We start from the raw sequence: 24,554 nt of genomic DNA, 5'->3' as shown, positions 1-24,554 counted from the left end.
GGGTCATGAGGGGTCTCTCGGTGCTCGAAGCGCTCGAGCGAATCGGGAGGCGAGCCGGTCGGCGAGGTGCCTCAGGGAGGCGACGTCGTCGCCGAGGGTCACGGCCCGCGGGTCGTCGTCGTCCGGCGTGGGTCGAGCGAGCACCATCACGATCAAGACGGCGATGGCGACCACCTGCGTGAGGCTCGTCGCCGTGTCGAGCCACGGGAGGTGGTCGATCTCATCGGCAGTGGTCATCGGTGCTCCCTCGAGTTGTTCTCCGGTGTGGTCACGACGGTGTTCTACAGAATGCAGTTCATCGTCGAGAAGTACTTCTCTGCAGACTTCTACGAGACGTAGAATAGCGGTCATCACCGACTGAAGGAGTCCCATGCGACCCACCGTCCGACACGTCCTCACCGGAACCGGGGCGGCGGCCGCGTTCCTGCTCCTGACCACCGCGTGCACGGCCGCAGACGGCGAGGCGACGCCCGCGAGCTCGCCCCCCGGTGCGGCGTCGACTCGGTCGACGTCGACCACGTATCCCGTGACCCTCGAGAACTGCGGTCGACAGATCACGATCGACGCCCCACCGGAGCGTGCGGTCAGCCTGTGGCAGTCGAACACCGAGGCGCTCCTCGCCCTGGGCCTGGGCGACCGGATCGTCGCGGTCCAGGAGAACTACGCGCCCTATCCCGAGTCGGTCGCGTCGCAGGCGACGGGGCTCAAGGACGTCGGCAGTCAGATGGGCTTCCCCTCGAAGGAGGTCCTCCTCAGCGAGAAGCCCGACTTCGTGACCGGTCAGGTCCTCGACGGCTTCGCGTTCGACGCCTCGCAGGGCTACGCGTCCGTCGAGCAGCTCGAACGGACCGGGGCTGCCGTCTACGGCGCCAACCTCTGCGGTTCGACCGACTCGCAGAGCACCGAGACCTGGAACATCGAGTCCGTCGAGAAGACGCTCCGCGACTACGGGACGATCTTCGACGTCGCTGACAGGGCTGACGAGGTCGTCGCGGAGCTCGAGGCCGACAGATCGGCCGTCGTCTCGGCTGTCGAGGGCGAGCCGACCGTCAAGACGGCCTACTTCAACGGCGGAACCGGTCCGGTGATCGTCCTCGCGGGCGGCATCTACGACGATCTCATCACGACAGCGGGAGGCGAGAACGTGTTCTCGTCGGACTCCGTCTACGTCAGCAAGGAGGAGTTCGCCGCCTCCGACGCGGACGTCGTCCTGGTGGGGACCTTTCCCGGACAGGACTTCGCGTCCCAGAAGGCGTTCCTCGAAGAGAACTTCCCCGACCTGCCCGCCGTGCAGGCCGGCAGGATCACCGAGGTGCCCACGCAGGAGACCGACTCCTCCATCTCGGTCATGGTCGGGCTGACGAAGATCGCCAACGCGATCCACTCAGACCTGGACCTGACGGTCCCCTCCTCATGAACGGCGCGGCCACCGCTTCCCGGCAGCAGATCAGGGCTCTCCAACACCCGCAGCTGATGATCGGTGTGCTCGTGGCCGCCTGCGTCGTGGCCGTCGTCCTGTCCGTGGCCGTCGGCAGCGTCGGCATCGCGCCGAGTCGAGTCCTCGAGGTCGTCGGCGGGCGCCTGGCACCGTGGGCCCTCGGTCGCGTCGACGGTCTCGACGACCAGATCGTGTGGGAGTTCCGTCTGCCTCGCACCCTCCTCGGCCTCGTCGTCGGGGCGGCCCTCGCGGTCGCGGGTGCCGTCCTCCAGGCCGTCGTGCGGAACCCCCTGGCAGACCCGTTCGTGTTCGGCGTCTCGTCGGGCGCCTCCGTCGCCGCGGTGGCCGCGCTCACCCTCACGACCGGTGCCCTCGCCGCCGTGTCCACACCGGTGGCCGCGTTCGTCGGAGCTCTCGTCACGACCCTCCTCGTCTTCGTTCTCGCCCAGCAGGGAGGGCGCGTCACGCCGAACAGGCTGCTGCTCGCGGGCGTCGCTCTGTCGTACCTGCTGAGCTCCGTCACGAGCTACCTCGTCCTCCGGTCGAGCGGCGCGAACCAGGGTGTCGGGCAAGTGCTCTCGTGGCTCGCCGGCAGCCTCGCCGCGGCGACCTGGAGCGACCTGGGGGTACCGGCCCTCGTGCTGGTCATGTCGACGGCCGTGCTGGTGCTCCTCGCCCCCGTCCTCAACGCGTTCCTCACCGGCGACGAGACGGCCGCGAGCCTCGGCGTCGACGTGGGCCGGGTGCGACTGGGGTTGTTCGTCATCACCTCGTTGCTCGTCGGCGTCGTCGTCGCGGTCAGCGGCTCCATCGGGTTCGTCGGCCTCGTCGTGCCGCACGCGGTCCGCATGGTGATCGGCTCCGACCACCGCTGGGTGCTGCCTGCGTCCGCTCTCGCCGGAGGGCTCCTCCTGGTGCTGGTGGACATCGGCGCCCGGCTGCTCCTCGCGCCGACCGAGGTGCCGGTCGGTCTCCTCACCTCCGTCGTCGGTGCGCCGTTCTTCCTCTGGCTGCTGCGCCGCTCCGGGCGGAGCGGACGATGAGCGTCAGGGCAGGCGGAGCGCTCCGCGTCGAAGGCGTCAGCGTCGATCTCGCCGGACGCCGGATCATCGACGAGGTGGCCTTGAGTGCTCACGGGAACGTCGTCGGCCTGGTGGGTCCGAACGGTAGCGGCAAGTCGACACTTCTGCGGACGATCTACCGCATGCTGCGGCCGGCCGAGGGGACCGTGCTCGCCGACGATCGAGACGTCTGGTCGATGTCAGCGAAGGAGGCGGCGCGCTTCACCGCGGCGGTCGTCCAGGACAGCGCCGTCGACCTCGAACTCACCGTCGTCGACTGCGTCACGACCGGACGCCTGCCGCACGGCAGCCTGCTCGGATCGGGCCGTGCCGACGACGGGCGAGTCGTCGAGCTGGCGATGAGGAGGGCTGGTGTCGAGGACTTCGCCGACCGTGGCATGAGCACGCTCTCAGGCGGAGAACGGCAACGCGTGCAGCTCGCCCGGGCGCTCGCGCAGGAGCCACGGCTCCTCGTTCTCGACGAGCCCACCAACCATCTCGACATCCGACACCAGCTCCAGCTGCTCGCTCTCGTCCGGGCGCTCGACGTCACGACCCTGGTCACGCTGCACGATCTGAACCTTGCGGCGTCTTACTGCGACGAGATCGTCGTGCTCGAACATGGCCGGGTCGTCGCCTCGGGGCTGCCGGGCGAGGTTTTCACTCCGCAGCTGCTGCAGCGCGTGTTCGGCGTTCGCGCCGACACGCTCGTCAACCCGCTCACCGGTCGCCTGCAGCTCGTCTATGCGGACAGCTGACGGCCGACCTCGACCCACCACGACCATCACGAGAAGGAGAACCAGACATGAACGATGAATCCCACGACAGCACGGAGACCGAGGCGCTGCCTGGACGCACGGCAGGGAACGACCAGACTGGGAGCACCTTGTTCAGCGTCGTCGGCGACGACCCCGCCAAGCAGAACGCCATCGACCGCTCCGTCGCTGCTCACCACACCCTCGCCGCGCGGCCCGGGATGCGGTTCGCCACGGGCAAGACGATCCTGATCGTCCTGCACCCCGGCTTCGAGCTTCTCGACGTCGTCGGTCCTTTCCACTTCCTGGCAGCGACGGGCGCGGACGTGCACTTCGTCACGACGGGCTCCGCGGATGAAGCGGTGCTGAGCAGCAGCGGTGTGGCCCTGGTGTCCGCGCTGGCGCTCCACGACATGCGTGTCGCCCCAGAAGTCCTCCTCGTGCCCGGTGGCGACACGGGCATCCTCCTCCGTGACGCCCGTGCCATGGCCGACCTGCGACGCCTCGGCGACCAGGCGACCTACGTCACCAGCGTCTGCTCCGGCTCGATCGCTCTCGCCGCCGCAGGCCTCCTCGAGGGACGACGTGCGACGTCGCACTGGTCCGTCCGGCACCTCCTGGCCGGCTACGGCGCCGTCGAGGTCAACGAGCGCGTGGTGGAGGACGGCAACCGGCTGACAGCGGCAGGAGTCACCGCTGGCATGGACCTCGCCATCACGCTGGTCTCGTACCTGTGCGGGGAGGAGATGGCACGCTTCGCCGTTCTGGGCGCCGAGTACGCCCCTGAGCCCCCAATCGACACGGGCACTCCCGAGAAGGCCGGCCCGGCACTGACCGACCTCTCTCGCGACTTCCTCGCACCGCTCGTCGAAGAGCTCCGCGCCCCCGCACGCTGACACTGCACGGGCATCCGTTCGCCATGCGGCGCACGGTGTGTCGACGTGGAGGAATCCGCGTGTCGCTGTGTTCTACAACTTGTAGAGTCAATCATTCCCTCTGAAGAAAGGCCCTCCCATGCACTTCGCCAGATCACGTACCGCGCTGGCCCTTGGATCACTCGTCACCCTCACCGCCCTGGTGGGGTGCTCGGCCACTCCGTCTCCTGCCGATTCAGCCGGCCCGGTCGGCGACGGGACGACGCTCACCGGCGGGCCGACGTCGTATCCCCTCAGCATCGAGAACTGCGGCCTCACCCAGACGTTCGACGAGCGGCCCTCTCGAGTCGTCCTGATGAACGGAGCGTCGGTCTCCGAGGTGGAATCACTCGTGATGCTCGATCTCGAGGACACGATCCTCGCGAACACCCAGAACTACGGCATGTCCGACATGCCGGGACTGGTCGAGCAGATCGACGCGCTCCCGACGGGAGACGTCGACATGGCCGGCAGTTTCGAGATCCCCGCCGAGCAGCTCCTCGCGCTCGAGCCGGACCTCGTCATCGCGACGACCTCGGGAGGGTTCGACCCGAGTTCCGGTCAGTCGTCACGGGAGGAGCTCGCCGAGGCGGGCATCGAGACCCTCGTCAACCCTGCCAACTGCGCCATGGGCAAGGAGGACGCGACAGAGGAAGAACTCGGCGCGTTCGACGAGGCCACCGTGGAGTCGTCCTTCGATTTCCTCAACTTGGTCGGCAACGTCTTCGACGTGCAGGACGAGGCGCAGGTCCTCGTGGATGACCTGCGCGGTCAGATCGACGCCGTGTCGGCAGCCGTCGAGGGCAAGGAAGAGCCCACGGGGCTGATCGTGTTCCCCGGCATGTCGATGATGACGCCCAACGGGATGCCCGCCGTGTTCCTCGGGGGGATCTTCGACGACGTCCTCGCCCGCGCAGGGGTCTCGGGCGCACTGAAGGACAGCGGGTTGACCTTCACCTCGGCCATCGACGAAGAGCAGCTCTCCTCCGCCGATGTGGACATCCTGGTCGTCGGCGGGTTCACTCGGGGAGAAGACCTCGACGCTGAGGCGGCAGCGCTCTTCGCCGAGTACCCGCAGTGGGACGCAGCCAAGAACAACAGCTACGTGACCGTGTCGGACGGGGTGTACGTCGGGCCGACGAACGCCGCCGCGATCGACAAGATCGCTCGCGCTGCGCACCCCGACGCCTTCTGATCGGCCGGGGTTCGTGGAAGTTCGTGCGTCGCCGACGCGACGGGGCTCGCTGCTCGCGTGGATGGTCGTCCTGGCCGCCGCGACGACCGTCGTCGCCGTCGTGGCGGTCTCGATCGGCAGCGTCTCCGTGAGCCCCGAGGCGGTCGTGCGGACCGTCGTCGGCAACCTCAGCGGGGACAGGGGCTCGATCGATCCCCTCGACCAGAGGATCATCTGGGAGCTGCGAGCTCCCCGGGTCGTCCTAGCCGGGATCGTCGGGGCATCCTTCGCCCTCGCGGGGGCAGCTCTCCAGGGGCTGCTCCGCAACCCCCTGGCGGACCCGTACATCATCGGGGTGTCTTCGGGCGCCTCCTTCGGGGCCGTTCTGGTGATGGCCTTCGGGTCGGCCGCCCTGCTGGGCGTCACGACCTCCGTCGCCGCCTTCGTCGGGGCGATCGGGCTGCTCGGACTGGTCTTCGCGTTCGCGCAGCGGTCTGGCTCGTTCACCGACATGAGGCTCGTGCTGTCGGGGGTCGCCCTGGGCTACGTCGCCATGGCCGGCACGAGCTTCGTCCAGCTCCACGCGGATCCCGGTGAGCTGCGAGGCATCCTGTTCTGGATGATGGGGAGCGTCGCCGGGGCACGGTGGTCGGCCTTGGTCCTGCCCGCGGTGGTCCTCGTCGTCGCGGGGGCGTGGTTGCTCGCTCAGTCGCGAGGCCTGAACGCTCTCGCACTCGGCGACGACGACGCCACCGCAGTCGGCGTCGACCTGCGGCGCACCCGACTCGGGCTGCTGCTGGTCTCGGCAGTCCTCACCGCGGTGGCGGTGAGCGTGGCCGGGGGAGTGGGCTTCGTCGGCCTCATCATCCCGCACGCGATGCGGCTGCTCGTCGGGTCAGACCACAGGCGCCTGCTGCCGGTCTCAGCAATAGCGGGGGCTCTGTTCCTCATCCTCGTCGATCTCGTCGCACGCACCGTCGGCAGCCCGAACGAATACCCGCTCACCGTGTTCACCGCCCTCATCGGCGGCCCCTTCTTCCTCTGGCTGATGAACTCCGAGGGGAAGCGAGCATGAGGGTCTCCCTCGACCACGTCACCATCAGCCTGGGCGGACGCCCGTTCATCGACGACCTGAGTCTCGAGGTGGAGGAGGGCTCGTTCGTCGCGATCGTGGGCCCGAACGGCTCGGGGAAGTCGACCCTCCTCCGCGCGATGTATCGAGCCCTCCAGCCCGATTCGGGGAGCATCCTCATCGGTGACACCGACGTCTCGACGATCACGCCTCGCCACGCCGCACGACTTCGCGCAGTCGTCACCCAGCACCAGACGACGAACGACAGCCTTCTCGTCCGAGACGTGATCGCCACCGGACGCCATGCGCACCAGAGATGGTTCGCCGTGGAGTCCGCGGCGGATCGCGAGATCATGCGGCTGTCCCTCGAGAGATGCGGTGCCGTGCACCTCCTCGAGCGTCGCTATCTGACGCTCTCCGGTGGTGAGCGTCAGAGAGTGCTCCTCGCAAGGGCCCTGGCCCAGGACGCGCCTGTGCTGCTGCTCGACGAACCCACCAACCACCTCGACGTCCGGGCGCAGCACGACCTGCTCGCCCTCCTCGAGGATGTCGACCTGACCAGGGTCGTCGTGCTGCACGACCTTGACCACGCCGTCGCCCACGCCGATCATCTGTTCGTCGTGCACGAAGGGCGCATCCGCGCCTCCGGACACCCCGTTCAGGTGCTCACCTCAAGGCTCACGGAAGAGGTCTTCGGCTGCCGTTCGGCGATCATCGAGCACCCGTTGACCGGGCGCCCGCACCTCGTGACGGCGCCGATAGGCCGATGACAGACGGGACACACCAGGACCACGTCACGAGAGCGGCAGGGCTCATTTCCCCAGGCTGGTCGCCCTCGACGAACCGGGATCCGTCGTCAGCGGCACCCGAGGGATGACGCTCACGGCCAGCCACGTCCTGGACCAGAAGCACTTGGCATGGTGATCCTGCCCGGAGCGTCAGGACCCACCGTCGGGGATCCGGACATGGTCAGGACCATCCCCGTCATCCTCGCCGGCCTCGGCGAGACTGCTTTGCCCGACCTCATGCGTCGAGCCCTGGCGGCCCCCGACACACTCGTTGCCATCATCTGCGTCGGTGGCCTCGCGCTCGGCATGGCTGGCCTCCTCGAAGGGAGGGCGGCAGTCACGCACACCCAGGGCAACAACGTCCTCGAGGCGACCGGGACGACCGTGGTCAGAGCTCGCGTCGTGGACGACGGCGACCTGGCCAGTGCCGGAGGTGTGACGTCTGGCCTCGACCTCGCTCTTCACCTGCTGGAGCGGGAGTTCGGGCCCCGCATCGCCCTTGCAGTCGAAAAGCTGTTCGGGTACGAGCGCCGTGGCATCGTCTGGGCCGCGCGCGGACCTGAGGCGCTCGCGCTGGGACGGCCCCGACCGCGCCGATTTCCGACGACCCGTGTGGCGCTTCCATCGGCCGCGTCACCGGCACATGGGACATCTCGATGCGAACACCCATCGGGACCATGCGAGCCGTGCTGGTCTTCTCTGTCGATGACGGAACGGTGAGGGGAAGGGCTTCAGGCAAGTCGGAGGAGGTGCCCTTGCGGGACCTTCGCGTCGAGGGCGGCGACGCGGGCGCCCGCGTCACCTGGACGCAGTCCGTCACGAAGCCCATGAGGCTCGAGCTCGCCTTCGAGGTCTCCGTCCTGGGGGATCAGATGACTGGCCATTCTCGTGCAGGACGACTGCCGAAGAGCAGTGTGTCCGGCGCTCGAAGGCCCAATTGACTTGAGTGGCGCCCCAGACCAACTCGTCAGTATTGGCTGTATAGTCAGCATATGCTGACCCTTTCGACGCGGGCCGATGTCATGAACCGCCTCGGGCGCGCCATGGCCGATCCGACCCGATCGCGCATCCTGCTGCACCTGCTCGATGAACCCGGCTACCCAGGCGCACTCGCCGATCAGCTCGAACTCACCCGGTCCAACGTGTCGAACCACCTCTCCTGCCTCCGTGGCTGCGGCATCGTCGTCGCCGTGCCCGAGGGGCGATCGACCCGCTACGAGATCGCCGATGCTCACCTCACGAAGGCGTTGACGGCCCTGGTCGACGTCGTGCTCGCCGTCGACGACGGGGAGCCCTGCACCGACGACGCCTGCGACGTCCCCCTCTGCTGCGGGACCGGCGCATGAGCACGACGACTCTTCCCGCCCTGCTCGCTCCCGCCCGCCGTCTGCTCCTACAGCGTCGCATCCGGATCATCGTCGCCGTCGCGATCACCTATAACGTTATCGAGGCGATCGTCGCGATCGCCGCCGGCACCGTCGCCTCCTCGACCGCCCTGATCGGATTCGGCCTCGACTCGATCGTGGAGGTGCTGTCGGCAGCCGCGATCGCATGGCAGTTCGCCGCCCCCGACCCGGAGAAGCGGGAACGGGTCGCGCTGCGCGTCATCGCCGTGTCGTTCTTCGGCCTGGCCGCCTACGTCACGGTCGACGCAGTGCTGTCACTCACGGGTCTCCGTGAGCCCGACCACTCCCCGGTCGGCATCGTTCTCGCCGCGGTGAGCCTCGCGATCATGCCGTTCCTCAGCCTGGTCGAGCGCCGCACCGGCACCGAGCTGGGCTCGGCGTCGGCCGTGGCGGACTCAAAGCAGACGCTCATCTGCTCGTACCTGTCGGCGGCCGTCCTCGTCGGCCTCGTGCTCAATCTCGCGTTCGGGTGGACATGGGCTGATCCGGTAGCCGGGCTCGTCATCGTCGTGTTCGCCGTGCGGGAAGGACTCGAGGCGTGGCGCGGCGACGCGTGCAAGACGCCCGTGTCGGCTCTGACGGGCGAGCGTCAGGTCGAGCCCTGCGACTGCTGCTGACCTAGCCACCACCTCCCCCCCCTGACGGCACGACGTCCGTGCCGCGACCGCCAGGAGAACCATGAAGCGCACCACGAAGATCAACCTCGCCTTGATCGGCGCCCTCGCCGCGGCATCGGCGGTCGCGGCCGTCGTCCTGGTCAGACCGGCCGCACCGCAGGCCGACCCGGTTGAGGTGACCGTCGTCGCGGAGAACAGCCACCGTCTCGACACCGCCCCCGACGGGTCGGTGGTGTTCACCGAGTTCCTCGACTTCGAGTGCGAGGTCTGTGCTGCGGTGCACCCCGTCGTCGAGGAGCTGCGCGAGACGCACGCGGGCGAAGTGACCTTCGTCACCCGGTACTTCCCGCTGCCCGGACACGAGAACTCCATGAACGCTGCGATCGCCGTCGAGGCAGCAGCCGAGCAGGGTCAGTTCGAGGCGATGTGCCAGCGGATGTTCGATACCCAGGCTGAGTGGGGCGAGCAGCAGGAGTCGAAGGCCGACGTGTTCCGCAGCTACGCGGAGGACCTGGGGCTCGACATGGGCCAGTACGACCACGCAGTCGGCGATCCGTCGACGGAGGCACGGGTGCAGCAGGACTTCGACGCCGGCATGGCGCTCGGGGTCGAGGCGACGCCGACGATCTTCCTGGGTGACGAGCCGATCGAGCTGTCGACTCCGGACGAGCTGAGGCAAGCTGTCCAAGACGCCGTTGACCAGAACTAACGGCGCGGCGCCCGGTACAGAGGAGGCTGGCCCATGACCAACCTGCTCACACGGACACGGCCCAAGGTCGCCCGCCGTGCTCAGCGCATCGGGCTCCTCGTCGCTGCCGGCGTGCTCGCTGCAGTGTTCCTCGTCCGCACGCTCACGGGAGACATCGCCCTCGTCGACCTGCCCAACGCCACACAGGACCTCATCACCCTGACCGTCAGCGTGATGATCGAGTCCCTCGGGTTCGTGATCCTCGGCCTCCTCATCTCTGTCCTCGTGCAGGTCTGGATCCCCGACCGGTGGATCGTGAAGGTCCTTCCTCGGAACACGGCAGCCCGGCGGGTCGTGATCTCCGTCCTCGGTGTGCTCCTGCCCGTCTGCGAGTGCGGCAACGTGCCCCTCTCGCGCGGCCTCATCGCGAAGGGGTTCTCGGTCCCGGAGGCCATGACGTTCCTCGTCGCCGCGCCGATCGTGAACCCGGTCACGATCCTCACCACCTACCAGGTGTTCGGCTTCACCGACGGCATCCTGGTCTCCCGGATCGTCGGTGGGTTCCTGATCGCGAACCTCGTCGGCTGGCTGTTCAGCCAGCACCCGACCCCCGAGAAGCTGCTCACGGAGAAGTTCGCCGCGGAGTGCGCCCTCCCCGCCACGGACGATCACGACCACAGCGGATCCCGCTGGCAGGAGAGCCGGGACCTCTTCGCCCGCGAAGCAGCCGCCGTGATGCCGGCCCTGGTCCTCGGAGCATTCATCGCCGGCCTCGTCCAGGTCGCCGTTCCCCGCTCCGTGCTGGTGACGCTCGGCAGCAACCCCGTCTGGTCGGTTCTGGCGCTGATGGCCCTCGCGTTCGTCATCTCGATCTGCTCGAACATCGACGCGTTCTTCATCCTCCCGTTCGCCTCGACGTTCATGCCCGGTGGGATCGTCGCGTTCCTGCTGTTCGGCCCCATCGTCGACATCAAGATGCTCGCCATGATGCGGACCACCTTCACGACCACGACCCTCGTCCAGATCACGACAGTCGTCGCTCTCATGAGCGCCACGATCGGATTCATGGTGAATTTCCATGCCTGACCTCAAGCGCTACCAAGGCCTCGCCCTCATCGGCGTCATGTCCGTCTCGACCCTGTGGCTCGCCGCCACCGGACAGCTCGAGCTCTACGTCGCCCCCAAGCACGCGATCTTCGCGGTCGTCATGTCGACCCTCGGCCTCGCCGCCGTCCTCGTCAGCGCCATGCGCGTCACCGTCCATCACCACGCCGAGGCGCGGCCGCGGACGCTCGGCCGCGTCACTGCAGGCATCGGCGGCACGGTCGCGGCACTCGTGACCGCAGCGATGGTCCTCCTGCCGCCGGCGACCTTGACCTCCGCCACGGCGGCGCAGCGCGACGTCAACAGCACAGCCCCGCTCGGGGACACCACGACCCTCGACGAGCAATCCGAACCCGACGCCTCGACCGCGAACCTCTCACTACTCGACTGGGCATCCCTCCTCAGGCAGACCAGCGACATCGGCTTCTACGAAGGCAAAACCGTTCAGGCCACGGGGTTCATCACCCCCGACGGAGACGACCCCGGCAACGTGTTCTACGTGTCGCGGTTCTACATCAGCCACTGCGCCATCGACGCCCAAGCCGTCGGCGTCCCCGTCTACATGCCCAACTGGGACGACACCTACGACGCCGACGAGTGGATCGACCTCGAGGGCGAGTTCGCCGTGAACGCCAGCACGAGCAGTGCTCAAGGCATCGCCGTGACGGCTGACTCCGTGAGGAACGCCGCCCAGCCCGACGATCCCTACATCTACAACTAGAAACGACTCGAGATCGCGCACGCGACCAGCACGGCCAGACGACCACGAGCCAGCATGTGAGGTTTCGTCGCGGACCGATATGGTCGTCGAGGTGCGACGCCCGGTCCGCCCTCGCTCGCGCCCCAGGAGAACGCCCGTGACGAACGCCCGCCTCAGGACCGCAGGAGGCGTGGTCTCGACGCTGCTGGCCTGCCTGCTCGTGGCATCCTGCGCCACCGCGCCTCGCGCCTCCGTCGTCCCGGGCCTCGGGGGAGGCGCCTCCGAGCTGACGACCGCCGAGGCGGATGCCTGGCTCGACGGGTTCGTCCCGGCAGCCCTGGAGAGGGAGGGCATCGTCGGCGCGACCGTCTCGATCGTCGCCGACGGCGAGGTCGTCACCGAACGGGGCTGGGGCTGGTCCGACCTCGGTGACGAGCGGGCGGACCGACGTCCCGTCGACCCCGACCGGACGCTCTTCCGGATCGGGTCGATCTCGAAGGTCATCACGGCGACCGTCGTCATGTCGCTCGTCGAGGAGGGCGTCCTCGACCTCGACGACCCCGTCCAGGACCGCCTCGACGTCACACTGCCCAGGGCCTTCGACCGTCCGGTCACCCTCCGACATCTGCTGAGCCACACCGCGGGCTTCGAGGACGAGTTGGCCGGGGTCATCGCGGGGCCGGGGGAGGGCCCGACGACGCTGCGGGACGCCGTGTCCGTCGAGCCGCCCGAGCAGATCTACGAGCCCGGCACGACGCCTGCCTACTCGAACTGGTCGAACGGAGTCGCGGCGTACGTCGCAGAACAGGCCACGGGGCGTCCGTGGTCCGATCTCGTGCAGGAGCGGGTCTTCGACCCGGCCGGCATGACGACCGCGACGCTCGACCAGCCCCTGACCGCCGACGACGCGGCCCTGGTCTCGGGGGGCTGGGATGCAGCCGGGGCAGCAGCTGTGCCCTTCGAGATCGTCTCGCCGGCACCGGCCGGTGCGATCTCGGCGACGGCGTCGGACATGAGCGCCTTCATGCTCGCCCAGCTCGGACACGCGGACGGGATGCTGAAGCCCGAGACCCTGACGGAGATGCACGCCCCCGCGCTCGGGCGTGACGACCTGGGCGGTCTCGCTGCGGGGCCTCGCATGACGCTCGGCCTCTTCGAGGAGGACCGGAACGGTCGCCGGGTCCTCGGGCACGGCGGTGACCTCACGGCCTTCCACGCCCAGATGGACCTCTGGCCCGACGACGACGCGGGCATCTACGTCTCCCTCAACAGCACGGGCGCTCGGGGCGACGCCACGACTGCCGTGCGGGACGCCCTCGTGGACGGCTTCGCCGACCGGTGGTTCCCCTCCGACGCTGCGGAGGCGACGGCCGTGACGGCCACGGCGACCGCCGGCGACCATGCGGACGCCCTGGTGGGCAGCTACCAGGTGTCCAGGCGTGCGGAGTCGACCTTCGTCCGGCTCTTCTACGCCCTGTCACCTGTAGACATCTCCCGAGGTACCGGCGACTCCGTCCTGATCTCGGCCCTCACGGACACGTCGGGGGCGCCGGTCGAGCTGGTGGAGGTCGAGCCGTGGGTCTGGCAGGAGATCGACGGCGACCGCAGGGTCGCCGTCGACCAGGTCGACAGTGCCGTCCAGGCCGTCGGGCTGAACCCGGCGTTCACCCTGCAGCCGATGCCGGCGACGCGGCAGGTGCTGCCCCTCGTCCTCGTCGCGTCGCTGGCCGTGCTGGTGCTGACTCTGCTGGGCACCATCGTCGCAGCGGGACGCCGGATCTGGTCCGGGAGGTGCGTGACGGGGTCCGTCGAGTCGCGTGCGGAGACGATCGGTCGAGTCGGGGTCGCCGTCGCCCTGCTGGCCCTCGTGGTCGCCGGCGTGCTCTGGGCCACGGTCGCGTCCGCCCTCCTCAGCGACGCCGGACCGCCCGCTGCGTTCGTGCTGCGGACGGCGCAGGTCCTGACGGCCGTCGCCGTGGCCGGGGTGCTGCCTGCGGTGGTCGTACTCGTCGGGCGGGTCAGGCGCGCGCCTGCTCAGCGGGTCGCCGGGGGCGGAGCGCCTCCACGCCTCCGGAAGCTCGTCGCCGTCGCCGGTCAGGCGCTGCTGGTCCTCGCGTTCACGGGGCTCGGGTACGCCGCCGTCACCGGTGGCCTGCTGCTCCCTGACATCTCCTACTGACCTGCGCGATCTGTGCCTCCACGACCGGATCGATGTCCCGTTGTCGGTGAAGGGCCCCGCCTAAGATGGACGGGCGCCATCCAGAACCTCCACGCCGGCGCAGATGACGCCGAGCTGCGTTGCGAAGCGTGCAGGATGGAGTCCGGGTGAGCGTCAGAGGCGGCGGTGAACGTCTCGGTCTTCGCGAGGTGGCAGAGCGTGCCGGTGTGTCGCACATGACCGTGTCCCGCGTACTCAATGGTCACCCGCAGGTCAAGGAGTCCACGCGCCAGCGCGTGCTCGAGGTCGTCGCCGAGCTCGACTTCCGGCCCAACAGCGCCGCGCGCGAGCTCGTGACCCAGCGAGCCCTCCGGATCGGCGTGCTGATCGAGAGCGCCGTCGAGTTCGGTCCGTCGAGCATCCTGCGGGCCATCGAGCGATCGGCACGCGACGGCGGGTACTCCGTGGCGTCGTTCGCGCTCCGCGACGACTCGGCGACGCCCGAGGAGGCCGTGCGCCACCTCACAGGCCAGGGCATCGACGCACTCTGCGTGGTCGCTCCGCGCTCGTCGTCCGTGGCCGTGCTCCGGACCATCACGACGGGGCTGCCGACCCTGGTCGTCAAGGCCGAGAAGGACCCGGCCTTCCTCACGGTCTCCGTCGACCAGGCTGCCGGCACGAAGCTGGCCGTCGATCACCTCGCGTCGCTGGGTCACCGCGACGTCCTCCATCTCTCAGGGCCACTCGACTGGTTCGACGCACGCGCTCGCGAGCGTGCCTTCCATACGCGCACCCGGGCCTGGGGCATGCACGAGCGGCCCATCGTGACACAGCCCGACTCGGGAGCGCGCAGAACATCACGGGCATCGGCTGGGAGCTCGACTCGATCGCCGCCACGGTGATCGGCGGCACCCTCCTCACCGGCGGCGTCGGCTTCGTGCTCGGGTCCGTTGTGGGAGCGCTCGTGCTCGGCCTCATGAACGTGCTCATCACGCGAGACGGAGGCATCCCGCCCGAGGCGACCACCATCATCACCGGTGGGATACTCCTGGTCTTCGTTCTCCTGCAGCGCGCTGTGATGGCGAGACGTCGGCAGACCTGATGACCACGACGGAGCCGATCCCACACGCTCGGGGTCAGGCCCCGACGTCCCTGACCGGTGCGACCACGAACGACCTCGCTGCCTCGAGAACCGGCGCGCGGAGATCGCTGACCACCGTGCACACCGACAAGCTGAACGAGCGACAGAGCGAGACGACGTCGAACTTGCTGCTGTCGGCGAGCACGACGGTCTCGCGGCTGTGCGCTTGCACGATGCGCTTCTTGTTGGCCTCTCGGATGTCGAAGGTGGTGACGCCCGCAGCGACGTCGATGCCGGTGACGCCGATGAACGCACGGTCGAAGTAGAGATCCTCGAGCTGGCGGTCGGTCATCGTGCCGGCCACGGAGCCGATGTCGGGGAGGTAGTCGCCCCCGAGCGCCGTGACGGTGACCCTGGGGCGCGGCACCATCCCGAGAACCTGGGTGTTCGACGTGATGACGTGGACACCGATGTTGGGGAGCGCGATCATGAACTCGGTCAGCGACGTGCCGGAGTCGACGTAGATCGTCTCGCCCTCGACGACCATCGCGGCGGCGGCGCGGGCGATGGCGACCTTCTCGTCGCGGTTGATCTGCGACTTCAGGGCCGCCGGCAGCTCCGCCGCGCGTTCCTCGGCACGGATGGCGCCCCCGCGCAGGCTGACGACCTGGCCGGAGCGCTCGAGCTCGCGGATGTCGCGGCGCACGGTCGAGGGGGACGCGCCCGTCGCGGTGACGAGGTCGTCGATGAGGATCGAGTCACCCAGCGCGACCCGGTCGAGGATCAGCTGGTGTCTCGCGAACGACTTCATGGTCGAGTTCCTCCCGTGTCGGCATGCTGGACTGGGCACCCATCCCCGCCACCGTGATCGAGGCGACCAGGGCCGCCGTCTGGGACGCCTGGAACGGGTCGACCCCGTCAGCGATCGCCGTGGCGAACGCGCCGATGAAGGAGTCACCTGCGCCTGTCGTGTCGACCGCCCGGGCCTCCACGGCCCCGACGAACTCCACTCGCCGATCTGCAGAAACATAGCAGCCGTGACTGCCCAGGGTCAGGACGACGTTCGCGCAGAAGGACGTCAGCTCCTCGATGACTGCACGCATGGCGTCGTCGTCGGCGACGTCGCCGAGGGCGTGCCCCAGGTACTCGGCGGCCTCGTCCTCGTTCACCACGAACCACGTGCAGGCGCGGGTCGTCGCGAGCGGCACGGGCCTGGCTGGTGCCGCGTTGTAGATGACTGGCACGCCAGCTGCTGCCGCCAGGACAATCGCGCGGTCGTTCGCCGAGGCCGGTACCTCGTTCTGCAGCACGACGACCGCGGCGGAGGTGACGAGGTCGGCGGCGGCGTCGACCCAGTCACCGGTCACGACGGCGTTGGCGCCCTCGACGATCGTCGCGTGCACCTCCCCGTCGCCCACGACGTTCACGAGTCCCAGGCCGCTCACCGCGTCCGTCGGGCGCAGACGGCACTCGACGCCCTCGCGCTCCAAGTTCGCGCGACACATCGCCCCGTAGTGGTCCGCGCCCACCGCACCCACGAACTGGACTCGGGCGCCGAGTCGCGCCGCCTGGACCGCCTGGTTCGCGCCCTTGCCGCCGAAGTCGCTGCGGAAGCCGGTCGACACGAGCGTCTCACCGCGGCGGGGGAGTCGATCCTGACTGACGATCAGGTCGTAGTTGATGCTCCCGATAACCACGATGGCGTTCGCCGTCATGCCGTTCTCCACTCCATTGTGCCGACGACACAGCGTCGCCTGGCTTGACATTAGGCGAGCGTGACAATCGTTGTCAAAGCACCGAGAGTTGAATATACGGACTGAACAACGCCTGCTGGGCGATCGCGGTTGACCAAAAATGACAACGCTTGACAATAGTGATCATGCTCCGTACGGTCTCCCTCATGAAGTTCGCCACGCGCCTTAACTCGTTCATCGCCGGTGGAGACACCGCCGCAGCCCTCCGTCGCATCAGCGCGACGAAGGGCATCGACTACGTCGACCTCAACTACCCCGAGCACTTCGTCGGCATCGAGCCCGCCGACATGAAGCCCCTCCTCGACGAGCTCGGACTGACCCTCAACAGCGTCGCCATGCGGTTCCGCAAGGACTTCGTCCACGGCGAGTACAGCAACCGCGACGAGGCGGTGCGCCGCGAGGCCATCGAGCTCACGAAGGCGGGCATCGACGCCGCGGCCCTCGGCGGCAGCGACCTCGTCACGGTCTGGCTCGGCTTCGACGGCTTCGACTACACGTTCCAGAAGGACTACGCGCGTGACCTCGGCCGCATCGTCGAGGCCTTCCAGGAGCTCGCCGACTACCGCCCCGACGTCCGCATCAGCATCGAGTACAAGCCCTACGAGGAACGCGTCCACTCCGTCATCCGCAGCGTCGGCCAGACCCTGCACGTCCTCCAGCTCATCGACCGGCCGAACGTCGGCGCGACCCTCGACTTCGCCCACATGCTCATGGCTGGCGACGCTCCCGGCTTCGGTGCCGCGCTCCTCCTCGCCGAGGGCAAGCTCTGGGGCGTCCACCTCAACGACGGCAACAACGACCACGACGACGGGCTCATGATCGGCTCGATCCACCCCTTCGAGACGATCGAGTTCCTGTACTACCTGCTCCGCCACGACTACGACGGCGTCATCTACTTCGACACCTTCCCGATCCGCGAAGACGCACAGGAGGAGGCGGAGACCAACCGCGCCACCGTCGAGCTCCTCATCGCGAAGATCGAGGCCGTCGGCGTCGACCACATCACCTCGGTCATCGACCAGGCCGACGGCATCGCCTCACAGCGCCTCCGCAACCAGCTGCTGAGCATCACCCCCGCAGGCCACACCGCCTGACCCACGAGCCACCAGGCTCCCGGGCCGGTGCCCGCGACGGTCCCCGTCGAGCGAGGCACCGGCCCCTCCCAGAACACCTCGAACACGAACACCCGAACCCTTCTCACACCTAGGTGGACACGCAATGGCGCGATCTAGAACTGTCTTCTCCCTGTCCCTCGTAGCGGCGATCGCCCTCGTCGCCCTCGTTCTCGGCGTCGTCGGCGGCCGGGCGACGGTCTCCGAAGCCGCCTCGAGCGGAGGTGGGGACGGAGGCGCGGCGGCCGGCGTGAAGGTCGACGTCATCATCCGCGCCAGCGACTCCGCCTACTGGCAGACCCTCCTCGCCGGGTCCGAGGCGGCGGCAGCCGACTACGGCATCGAGGTGAACACCTTCGGCCCCACCTCCGAGACGGACATCGCCGGCCAGGTGCAGCTCGTCGAGAACTCCGTCTCACGCGGAGCCGACGCGATCCTCATCGCCCCGAGCTCCAGCGAGGCCCTTAACGCCTCGATCGACACCGCCCGCGAGGCGGGCATCAAGGTCATCACCGCGGACACGAAGGTCACGGCCGAGATCGAGGGCCACATCGGCACGAACAACATCCTCGCCGGCACGGCCGCCGGTGAGCGCATGTGCCAGCTGCTCACCGAGCAGGGCACCACCACCGGCAAGGTCCTCGTCGAGGCGCCCATCGCCGGCATCGAGGCCAACCAGGACCGTGACGCCGGCTTCCGCGCAGGCCTCGCGACCGACTGCCCCGACATCGACTCCAGCCTGCAGAGCTACAACAACAACGACATCGGCACCGCCGCCTCACAGGTGAACGACGCGATCTCGGCGAACTCGGACCTCGTGGGCGTCTTCGCGGACAACAACAGCTCGGGCGTCGGCGCGGCCACCGCCATCAAGGACAACGACGCCGCCGACGACATCGCCGTGGTCGCGTTCGACTCCGACCCGGCGGAGAACGCGGCCCTAGCCGACGGCAGCATCGACGCCCTGGTCGTGCAGAACCCGTGGTTCCTCGGTTACCAGGGAGTCGTCGAGGCCGCGATGGCGACCCAGGGCCGCATCCCGCCGGCCAGCCTCGACCCCGGCGTCGCGGTGGCCGACCGCGACAACATGGACAGCCCCGAGATCAAGTCGCTCCTCGAGCCGCAGACTGCCGAGACCAACGGATGACCGTCCGCGAGCCCGAGGGCACTGCGGTCCTGCAGCTCACCGACGTCTCTAAGGCCTACGGTGCCGTCCAGGCCCTCAGCGGTGTCTCGCTGAAGCTCGTCCCCGGTCAGGTGCACTGCCTGGCAGGCGAGAACGGTGCCGGCAAGTCGACTCTGATCAGAGTCCTGACCGGTGCCGTGCACCGAGACTCGGGTGACTACGACATCGACGGGGCCACCGTGACCACCGCCTCCCCGGGGGCCCTCCGCACCGCGGGCGTCCAGGCCGTCTACCAGGAGCTCAGCCTCCTGCCGCACCTGTCCGTCGGCGAGAACATGTTCATGGGCCGCTTGCCGTCACGCTCCGGCGTGATCCGGGCCCGTGACCTGCACGACCGGTGCCGGTTCGTCCTCGACTCGCTCGGCCTCGCCGACGTCGACCCCGACGTCATCGTCGAGCGGCTGCCGGCAGCGACGAAGCAGCTTGTCGAGGTCGCCAAGGTCGTCACGGCCGACGCGGTCAAGGTCATCGTCTTCGACGAGCCGACCACGGCGCTGACCGAGGCCGAGTCGGACCGTCTGCTCGACCAGATCCGCAAGTTCAAACGCGAGGGCGTCGCGATCCTCTACGTCACGCACCGGCTCGAGGAGATGTTCGCGATCGGTGACTGGGTGACGGTGCTGCGCGACGGCGAGCTGTCCCAGAGCGGCCCCATGAGCGACTACACCGAGGACACCCTGATCAACGCCATGGTCGGCCGGGAAGTGTCGTCGCTCTACCCGGATGAGGCACGAGAGGTCTATCCCGCCCGCCTGAGCCTCCGCGCCCTCCGGCGCACGCCGGACAGCCCTGCCGTCGACCTCGAGGCTCGAGGCGGCGAGATCCTCGGCATCGGCGGCCTGCTCGGCTCGGGGCGGAGCGAGCTGCTGCTCAGCGTCTTCGGCTCCGAGCCCGTCGCATCGGGGGACATCCTGATCGACGGCGCCGTCGTCCGGCCTGACGGCCCGCGCACGATGATGGACGCCGGCGTCGCCCTGCTTACCGAGGACCGGAAGGTGCTCGGCCTGCTGCCGGAGCTCTCCATCCGGGAGAACGTCACGATCGCGAGCCTCCGGGTCGGGTCCCGCCGAGGGCTGCTGCCCGGCAAGGCCCAGTCAGACGAGGCCGACGCGTTGCTCGACAGTCTGCGCATCCGCGCCGGCTCCTACGACCAGCCGGTCTCGACGCTCTCCGGCGGCAACCAGCAGAAGGTGCTCCTCGCACGTTGGCTGCTGACCAAGCCCAAGGTCATCATGTTCGACGAGCCGACGAAGGGCATCGACGTCGGCGCCAAGGGCGAGCTCTACGACGTCATCAACGACCTGGCCCGCCGCGGACTCGCCGTCATCGTCGTCTCGTCCTACCTCCCTGAGCTGCTCGGCCTCGCCGATCGCGTCGTCGTCCTCCGCGAGGGCGCCGTCGCCGGTGAGCTGCCGGGCGGCGCCTCCGAGGAGGACGTGCTCCGCCTCGCCAGCGGCGGGGTCGACGACCCCTCCGACCACCTGCACGGCATCGCGCCGCTCAGCCACGACCCCCACTCCGACCCGGTCACCCGACAGAACATCGAGGAAGTCCCCCATGCCTAAGTTGATGTGGCGCGAACCCATCGAGACCACGACCATCCGGGTGGTGCGGAACGGCGACGACGCCGCGGCCGCAGCCGCCCGCGCGTCGTCCAAGCCGCGGGTCACGACCCTCGGCAGCATCGCCGGCCGCGAGAGCGGCGTGCTCATCGTCCTCCTCGTCGTGTTCGGCGCCCTGACGCTCGCGAGCGACGACTTCCTGACCGGCAACAACCTCGCGAACCTCGCCCGGCAGGTGTCCATCTTCGGCATCCTGGCGATCGGCCAGTTGATGGTGATCCTCACCGGCGGCATCGACCTCTCGGTCGGGTCGATCCTCGGCCTGGCCGGCGCGGTCACTGCTCAGCTGCTCGTCGCGGGGGTCCCGATCCCCCTCGCGCTCCTCCTCGGGGCCCTGGTCGGCGCCGTGCTGGGCATCATCACCGGCTTGCTCGTGACGAGGTTCAAGCTCCCGCCCTTCATCGCGACCCTGGGCATGCTCGGCATCGCTCGAGGAGTCGTGCTCGTCATCACCGACGCCAACACGATCCAGGGCCTGCCCGAGGAGTTCCAGACCATCGCCAACGGTTCGGTCGCCGGCATCCCGAACCTGCTGATCCTGTTCGTCGTCATCGCGGCGATCGCGGCCTTCGTTCTCAAGCGCACCGTCTTCGGCCGGTACGTCTACGCCGTGGGCTCGAACCCGGAAGCGGCCCGCCTGGCCGGCGTCCCGGTGCGCTTGGTGACCATCACGGTCTACGGCATCGCCGGCCTGCTCTCCGCCGTCGGGGGCGTCCTCCTGACCTCCCGCCTCGGGGCGGGAGTCCCGACAGCCGGCACCGGTTTCGAGCTGCAGGCCATCGCGGCCTGCGTCATCGGCGGGGCCAGCCTGTCCGGCGCACGGGGAAGCGCGATCGGCGCCGCCTGCGGCGCGCTGCTGATCGGGGTCCTGAACAACGGCGGCAACCTGCTCGCGGTGAACTCGTTCTACCTGCAGATCGCGATCGGCCTGCTGATCCTCGTCGCGGTCGCGTTCGACCAGCTCAACACCCGCGCCGCTGCCCGGGAGTGACCATGGCGGCGGGGTCAGGTGCCACAGGCGCCCTGACCCCTCCGCCGTCCCGTCCAGCCACCACTCACCGAAGGAGTCGTCATGCTCAAGGGCATCGACAGTGCACTGACCGCCGAGCTGCTGTTCGTCCTCATGTCGATGGGGCACGGAGACGATCTGCTCCTCTGCGACGTGAACCACCCGGCAGCCTCCATCGCGGCCCACACGACCCACGGCAAGGTCGTCGACCTCGCTGGCTGCGACCTCCCTCGAGCCTGTACTGCGATCCTCTCGCTGATGCCTCTCGACACGTTCGTCGAAGCCCCCGTCAAGAGGATGGCAGTCGTCGACGACCCTGAGCGCCTCGTGCCGGTGCAACTGGAGTTCCAAGCCACGCTCGACGGGATCACCGGCCACCCGGTCACCGTGGAGGCAGTGGAACGGTTCGACTTCTACGCCGCGGCTCGCCGGTCCTTCGCCGTCGTCCGGACGTCGGACCCTGGCCCGTACGGCTGCTTCATCCTCCGTAAAGGCGTCATCGACGTCGACCGCGGCTCCGTGTCGTCGTGATCCGCCGTCGCCGCCGGTCTCTACTTCGGTGACCGCGTCGAACGGCGGAGCACGAGGCCGCCGAGAGGTCGTCGGGCCGGGGTCGGTGTGACCTGCCCGACGGCATTCAGGCCCGCAGTGAGCGACTGCCAGTTCTTGCCGTAACGGCAACCCTCCCAGGCATCTGACTACGGATCAGGAGGTCGGGGGTTCGAGTCCCTCCAAGCGCACACAATAAAAAGGCGGTCCACTACGTGGGCCGCCTTTTTCGTGCGACTTCGCCGACCTAGCCGCCGTCGAACTCGCTGTCGGCGATGTGCTCGAGCCAGGTGGTGGTCGTGGCGGGGTCGTCGCCGTTCTCGAGCATCGCGATGTGCTCCATGAACACACCGGGCGCGGCGGCGTGGAAGTGCTCCTGCCCGGGCGGGGTGTAGATCGTCTGGCCGGGGTGGACGTCGATGATCTGGCCGTCGCGGGTGCCGAAGCGGCCGACGCCGGCGGTGACGCGCAGGTACTGGCCCTTCTCGTGGGAGTGCCACGCGGTCCGGGCGCCCGGGGCGAAGCGGACGGTGGCGACGACCATGTGCTGGCCGTCCTCGTGGGGCAGTGCGATCGGGTCGAGCCAGACGTCGCCGGCGAACTGCTCGGGCGGGTTCTTGCTCGTAGGGGTGGCGGGCTCGATGTTCACGACTTCTCCTGGTCTTCCGTGGTGAAGAGCTTCTTGGCGACCCCCATCGCGGCCATGCCATTGGGCCAGCCGGCGTAGAGGGTGACGTGGGTGATGGCCTCGATCAGCTCCTCCTGGGTCACGCCGTTCTCGACAGCGAGGCCCAGGTGGAACTCGAGCTGCCCGGTGTGCCCACCGGCGGCGAGGACGGCGACCGTGATCAGGCTCCGGTCGCGTGCGGACAGTTCGGTTCGGTTCCAGACGTCCTCGAACAGGACGTCGTCGGTGAGGGCGGCGAGCTTCGGAGCGAAGTCCCCGAACATGTTCCGTCCACCCCCGACTTGCTTGCGCTGTTCTGCCACGGTCGTTCTCCTCATCTTCTCGTCGTCGACGACCACGTCTCGTGGTCGCGATCTCCAGCGAACGCCCTGCGGAGATCAGATGGGGGGCACTGCTGTGGCACCCCACGAGGGCCGCTCCACGCCTCCGTCGCTCGGCGGATGGTCCGGCCCGGCGCTGCGTGCCAGACTTTCGCCCGATCGGGGGTGATGCGCATGGGCGCTGATCTCACGACGTCGAGGCGGGTGTCCACCGCGCTCTCCACGGCCGGAGCCGTGGGTGGCGTGGTGGAGGTGCTGGGGTTCCTCGTGCCGCTCTGGGCTGCGGCCTCGCTCGGTGCCTCGTCGACGCTCGTCGGCGTGGTGGTCGGCTTGGAGCTCGTGGTGTCCTTCCTCGCCCGAGCCGCGGCGGGACGCCTTGCCGACACCAGAGCCAGGAACCGCGTCGCCGCCCTCGGCGCCGCCACGCTCGCGCTCGGGGCCGCCGGGTACGCGCTCAGCCCCGACGTGCCGACCGCCATCGTGTCCGCTGCGGTAGCCGGCCTCGGTGCGAGTCTCTTCCGCGTGCCCGTGCGGGCGATGGTGGCCGAGGGGTCCGCCGACGAGCCCGCCGTATTCGCCCGCCTCATCTCCAGCGAGGCCACCGGCACCTGGGTCGGCTACGTGGTCGGGTTGTCCGCCCTGGGGCTGGTGGGCAGCAGAGGCGTCTTCGCCCTCGGGGCAGCGGCCGCCCTCGCCTGCTGCGCGGCCCTGCTGCGGCTCGACCACCGTCGCACCGTGACCGAGCGCGACCGCGTCGCGTCGCGGGCGCTGCGACGTCGCCTCCTGCCGCTGCTCGTCCTCGTCTCCGTCGTCGCCCTCGTCGAGAGCGCGGTAGGCCTCGCCGTCCTCCTCAAGCTGCAGGGGCAGGGGCTCGGCGTCGATGCGATCGCCCTGACCTTCCTCCCCGGCCTCGTCGTGTGGTCCCTGCTGCCCGTCCCGGGGCGACGCCTGGCAGCCCGCCTCGGCGCCCCCCGCACGCTGGTGCTCGCCACCGCCGCCAGCACGGTGGCCTCGGCGGCGCTGTTCCTCGTCGATCAGCCCCTCGCCATCGGCATCGCCTGGGTGCTCGCCTGCTCCGCCTGGGCGCTGGTCGAGCCCGTGGAGCTCGAGCTCGTGACGGGGTCGGCCGACGGCCGCGTCGGCGAGGCCCTCGGCACCTACGAGGCGGCCGCGCTGCTGGGCGGGGCGATCGGCGCCGTCGCGGGCGGGGCCGCCCTCGCCCTGGAGCCCCGTGTCGTCACCGTCGCGGTGGTCCTGGTCGTCGGCGCCTGCGCGGCGGCCATGGCGCCCCGCGCGGTGCGCGCCCTGAACGCCGCGGCCTCTTCCGGTCCGCATGGACCTCGTGACGACGACTAGTC

Annotated in this window: 26 protein-coding genes, 1 tRNA gene and 1 pseudogene; 23 read left to right on the top strand and 5 right to left on the bottom strand. The window is 69.1% G+C overall.

The features are described 5' to 3' along the window. Positions 1–3: 3 nt before the first annotated feature. Entirely contained in the window at positions 4–237 is a 234-nt protein-coding gene (locus tag IFT51_RS08710) for a hypothetical protein (protein ID WP_192060699.1), read from the bottom strand. A 133-nt stretch (positions 238–370) separates the two neighbouring features. On the opposite strand from IFT51_RS08710, the gene IFT51_RS08705 reads away from it, so the two are divergent. The 16 genes and pseudogenes from IFT51_RS08705 to IFT51_RS08630 form a co-directional block, all read left to right on the top strand. Further along, the gene (locus IFT51_RS08705) at positions 371–1,417 is read left to right on the top strand and encodes an ABC transporter substrate-binding protein (protein WP_192060698.1); all 1,047 of its coding nucleotides are present in this window, start codon (positions 371–373) and stop codon (positions 1,415–1,417) included. Further along, on the top strand, positions 1,414–2,481 hold the full coding sequence (locus IFT51_RS08700) for an iron ABC transporter permease (RefSeq protein ID WP_192060697.1): 1,068 nt from the start codon (positions 1,414–1,416) through the stop codon (positions 2,479–2,481). The genes IFT51_RS08705 and IFT51_RS08700 overlap by 4 nt, the downstream gene beginning before the upstream one ends. After that, complete coding sequence (locus IFT51_RS08695; RefSeq protein ID WP_192060696.1) at positions 2,478–3,257, top strand: ABC transporter ATP-binding protein; 780 nt, start codon at positions 2,478–2,480, stop codon at positions 3,255–3,257. Before IFT51_RS08700 ends, IFT51_RS08695 begins: the two co-directional genes overlap by 4 nt. 47 nt (positions 3,258–3,304) lie before the next feature. Beyond that, entirely contained in the window at positions 3,305–4,150 is an 846-nt protein-coding gene (locus IFT51_RS08690; protein ID WP_192060695.1) for a DJ-1/PfpI family protein, read from the top strand. Positions 4,151–4,268: 118 nt separating this feature from the next. Continuing rightward, complete coding sequence (locus IFT51_RS08685) at positions 4,269–5,363, top strand: ABC transporter substrate-binding protein (protein ID WP_192060694.1); 1,095 nt, start codon at positions 4,269–4,271, stop codon at positions 5,361–5,363. A 13-nt stretch (positions 5,364–5,376) separates the two neighbouring features. Continuing rightward, positions 5,377–6,417, top strand: a complete 1,041-nt coding sequence (locus IFT51_RS08680) for an iron ABC transporter permease (RefSeq protein WP_243214279.1) — start codon at positions 5,377–5,379, stop codon at positions 6,415–6,417. Then, positions 6,414–7,184 carry an ABC transporter ATP-binding protein gene (locus IFT51_RS08675; protein WP_192060693.1) on the top strand — a complete coding sequence of 257 codons (771 nt, stop codon included), beginning with the start codon at positions 6,414–6,416 and terminating at the stop codon, positions 7,182–7,184. The genes IFT51_RS08680 and IFT51_RS08675 overlap by 4 nt, the downstream gene beginning before the upstream one ends. Positions 7,185–7,331: 147 nt before the next feature. Beyond that, positions 7,332–7,922 (top strand): DJ-1/PfpI family protein, encoded by a 591-nt coding sequence (locus IFT51_RS08670; protein WP_197981941.1) that lies wholly within the window; start codon positions 7,332–7,334, stop codon positions 7,920–7,922. Between the two features lie 272 nt (positions 7,923–8,194). Continuing rightward, entirely contained in the window at positions 8,195–8,548 is a 354-nt protein-coding gene (locus IFT51_RS08665) for a helix-turn-helix transcriptional regulator (RefSeq protein ID WP_192060692.1), read from the top strand. After that, on the top strand, positions 8,545–9,225 hold the full coding sequence (locus IFT51_RS08660) for a cation diffusion facilitator family transporter (protein ID WP_192060691.1): 681 nt from the start codon (positions 8,545–8,547) through the stop codon (positions 9,223–9,225). The genes IFT51_RS08665 and IFT51_RS08660 overlap by 4 nt, the downstream gene beginning before the upstream one ends. A gap of 61 nt (positions 9,226–9,286) precedes the next feature. After that, the gene (locus IFT51_RS08655) at positions 9,287–9,934 is read left to right on the top strand and encodes a thioredoxin domain-containing protein (RefSeq protein WP_192060690.1); all 648 of its coding nucleotides are present in this window, start codon (positions 9,287–9,289) and stop codon (positions 9,932–9,934) included. 33 nt (positions 9,935–9,967) lie between these two features. After that, positions 9,968–10,999 (top strand): permease, encoded by a 1,032-nt coding sequence (locus IFT51_RS08650; protein WP_192060689.1) that lies wholly within the window; start codon positions 9,968–9,970, stop codon positions 10,997–10,999. Next, complete coding sequence (locus IFT51_RS08645; protein WP_192060688.1) at positions 10,992–11,738, top strand: TIGR03943 family protein; 747 nt, start codon at positions 10,992–10,994, stop codon at positions 11,736–11,738. Before IFT51_RS08650 ends, IFT51_RS08645 begins: the two co-directional genes overlap by 8 nt. A 136-nt stretch (positions 11,739–11,874) precedes the next feature. Then, positions 11,875–13,896 carry a serine hydrolase domain-containing protein gene (locus tag IFT51_RS08640; protein ID WP_192060687.1) on the top strand — a complete coding sequence of 674 codons (2,022 nt, stop codon included), beginning with the start codon at positions 11,875–11,877 and terminating at the stop codon, positions 13,894–13,896. A gap of 128 nt (positions 13,897–14,024) precedes the next feature. Further along, on the top strand, positions 14,025–14,777 hold the full coding sequence (locus tag IFT51_RS08635; protein WP_308196199.1) for a LacI family DNA-binding transcriptional regulator: 753 nt from the start codon (positions 14,025–14,027) through the stop codon (positions 14,775–14,777). Next, positions 14,705–14,977, top strand: a pseudogene (locus tag IFT51_RS08630) (sugar ABC transporter permease); the annotation flags it as partial. The gene IFT51_RS08635 and the pseudogene IFT51_RS08630, both read left to right, overlap by 73 nt. 34 nt (positions 14,978–15,011) lie before the next feature. Here the strand turns inward: IFT51_RS08630 and IFT51_RS08625 are convergent. Beyond that, complete coding sequence (locus tag IFT51_RS08625; protein ID WP_192060686.1) at positions 15,012–15,767, bottom strand: DeoR/GlpR family DNA-binding transcription regulator; 756 nt, start codon at positions 15,765–15,767, stop codon at positions 15,012–15,014. Then, positions 15,715–16,671, bottom strand: coding sequence for a ribokinase (locus tag IFT51_RS08620; protein ID WP_192060685.1), 957 nt, complete (start codon positions 16,669–16,671; stop codon positions 15,715–15,717). Before IFT51_RS08620 ends, IFT51_RS08625 begins: the two co-directional genes overlap by 53 nt. Before the next feature lie 185 nt (positions 16,672–16,856). Here IFT51_RS08620 and IFT51_RS08615 point away from each other — a divergent pair, with 185 nt between their 5' ends. From IFT51_RS08615 to IFT51_RS08590, 6 genes are all read left to right on the top strand, one after another. After that, positions 16,857–17,804 (top strand): sugar phosphate isomerase/epimerase, encoded by a 948-nt coding sequence (locus tag IFT51_RS08615; protein WP_192060684.1) that lies wholly within the window; start codon positions 16,857–16,859, stop codon positions 17,802–17,804. A 124-nt stretch (positions 17,805–17,928) separates the two neighbouring features. Then, positions 17,929–18,969 (top strand): ABC transporter substrate-binding protein, encoded by a 1,041-nt coding sequence (locus tag IFT51_RS08610; RefSeq protein WP_192060683.1) that lies wholly within the window; start codon positions 17,929–17,931, stop codon positions 18,967–18,969. Then, positions 18,966–20,573, top strand: coding sequence for a sugar ABC transporter ATP-binding protein (locus IFT51_RS08605; protein WP_192060682.1), 1,608 nt, complete (start codon positions 18,966–18,968; stop codon positions 20,571–20,573). Before IFT51_RS08610 ends, IFT51_RS08605 begins: the two co-directional genes overlap by 4 nt. Further along, entirely contained in the window at positions 20,566–21,621 is a 1,056-nt protein-coding gene (locus IFT51_RS08600) for an ABC transporter permease (RefSeq protein WP_192060681.1), read from the top strand. The genes IFT51_RS08605 and IFT51_RS08600 overlap by 8 nt, the downstream gene beginning before the upstream one ends. Before the next feature lie 81 nt (positions 21,622–21,702). Beyond that, positions 21,703–22,170 (top strand): RbsD/FucU family protein, encoded by a 468-nt coding sequence (locus IFT51_RS08595; protein WP_192060680.1) that lies wholly within the window; start codon positions 21,703–21,705, stop codon positions 22,168–22,170. Positions 22,171–22,306: 136 nt separating this feature from the next. Continuing rightward, positions 22,307–22,376, top strand: a tRNA-Arg gene (locus IFT51_RS08590). Between the two features lie 59 nt (positions 22,377–22,435). On the opposite strand, the gene IFT51_RS08585 is transcribed toward IFT51_RS08590, so the two are convergent. Further along, positions 22,436–22,837: a cupin domain-containing protein gene (locus IFT51_RS08585; protein WP_192060679.1), complete on the bottom strand. Its 402-nt coding sequence runs from the start codon at positions 22,835–22,837 to the stop codon at positions 22,436–22,438. Then, on the bottom strand, positions 22,834–23,193 hold the full coding sequence (locus tag IFT51_RS08580) for a carboxymuconolactone decarboxylase family protein (protein ID WP_192060877.1): 360 nt from the start codon (positions 23,191–23,193) through the stop codon (positions 22,834–22,836). Before IFT51_RS08580 ends, IFT51_RS08585 begins: the two co-directional genes overlap by 4 nt. 177 nt (positions 23,194–23,370) lie before the next feature. Here IFT51_RS08580 and IFT51_RS08575 point away from each other — a divergent pair, with 177 nt between their 5' ends. Beyond that, positions 23,371–24,552, top strand: a complete 1,182-nt coding sequence (locus IFT51_RS08575; RefSeq protein WP_192060678.1) for an MFS transporter — start codon at positions 23,371–23,373, stop codon at positions 24,550–24,552. The last annotated feature ends 2 nt before the right edge of the window (positions 24,553–24,554 follow it).

This window comes from Frigoribacterium sp. CFBP 13712, from assembly GCF_014842255.1.
Taxonomy (GTDB): Bacteria; Actinomycetota; Actinomycetes; order Actinomycetales; family Microbacteriaceae; genus Frigoribacterium.
Note: the sequence above shows the minus strand (reverse complement) of the source record. Positions and strands in the feature narration are given on the sequence as shown.

Coding starts and splice junctions, on each gene's coding strand:
- IFT51_RS08710 (WP_192060699.1), bottom strand. CDS start 237: ATGACCACTGCCGATGAGATCGACCACCTCCCGTGGCTCGACACGGCG.
- IFT51_RS08670 (WP_197981941.1), top strand. CDS start 7,332: ATGGTGATCCTGCCCGGAGCGTCAGGACCCACCGTCGGGGATCCGGAC.
- IFT51_RS08655 (WP_192060690.1), top strand. CDS start 9,287: ATGAAGCGCACCACGAAGATCAACCTCGCCTTGATCGGCGCCCTCGCC.
- IFT51_RS08685 (WP_192060694.1), top strand. CDS start 4,269: ATGCACTTCGCCAGATCACGTACCGCGCTGGCCCTTGGATCACTCGTC.
- IFT51_RS08620 (WP_192060685.1), bottom strand. CDS start 16,671: ATGACGGCGAACGCCATCGTGGTTATCGGGAGCATCAACTACGACCTG.
- IFT51_RS08575 (WP_192060678.1), top strand. CDS start 23,371: ATGGGCGCTGATCTCACGACGTCGAGGCGGGTGTCCACCGCGCTCTCC.
- IFT51_RS08615 (WP_192060684.1), top strand. CDS start 16,857: ATGAAGTTCGCCACGCGCCTTAACTCGTTCATCGCCGGTGGAGACACC.
- IFT51_RS08645 (WP_192060688.1), top strand. CDS start 10,992: ATGCCTGACCTCAAGCGCTACCAAGGCCTCGCCCTCATCGGCGTCATG.
- IFT51_RS08650 (WP_192060689.1), top strand. CDS start 9,968: ATGACCAACCTGCTCACACGGACACGGCCCAAGGTCGCCCGCCGTGCT.
- IFT51_RS08675 (WP_192060693.1), top strand. CDS start 6,414: ATGAGGGTCTCCCTCGACCACGTCACCATCAGCCTGGGCGGACGCCCG.
- IFT51_RS08595 (WP_192060680.1), top strand. CDS start 21,703: ATGCTCAAGGGCATCGACAGTGCACTGACCGCCGAGCTGCTGTTCGTC.
- IFT51_RS08700 (WP_192060697.1), top strand. CDS start 1,414: ATGAACGGCGCGGCCACCGCTTCCCGGCAGCAGATCAGGGCTCTCCAA.
- IFT51_RS08580 (WP_192060877.1), bottom strand. CDS start 23,193: ATGAGGAGAACGACCGTGGCAGAACAGCGCAAGCAAGTCGGGGGTGGA.
- IFT51_RS08625 (WP_192060686.1), bottom strand. CDS start 15,767: ATGAAGTCGTTCGCGAGACACCAGCTGATCCTCGACCGGGTCGCGCTG.
- IFT51_RS08690 (WP_192060695.1), top strand. CDS start 3,305: ATGAACGATGAATCCCACGACAGCACGGAGACCGAGGCGCTGCCTGGA.
- IFT51_RS08605 (WP_192060682.1), top strand. CDS start 18,966: ATGACCGTCCGCGAGCCCGAGGGCACTGCGGTCCTGCAGCTCACCGAC.
- IFT51_RS08695 (WP_192060696.1), top strand. CDS start 2,478: ATGAGCGTCAGGGCAGGCGGAGCGCTCCGCGTCGAAGGCGTCAGCGTC.
- IFT51_RS08600 (WP_192060681.1), top strand. CDS start 20,566: ATGCCTAAGTTGATGTGGCGCGAACCCATCGAGACCACGACCATCCGG.
- IFT51_RS08705 (WP_192060698.1), top strand. CDS start 371: ATGCGACCCACCGTCCGACACGTCCTCACCGGAACCGGGGCGGCGGCC.
- IFT51_RS08660 (WP_192060691.1), top strand. CDS start 8,545: ATGAGCACGACGACTCTTCCCGCCCTGCTCGCTCCCGCCCGCCGTCTG.
- IFT51_RS08610 (WP_192060683.1), top strand. CDS start 17,929: ATGGCGCGATCTAGAACTGTCTTCTCCCTGTCCCTCGTAGCGGCGATC.
- IFT51_RS08665 (WP_192060692.1), top strand. CDS start 8,195: ATGCTGACCCTTTCGACGCGGGCCGATGTCATGAACCGCCTCGGGCGC.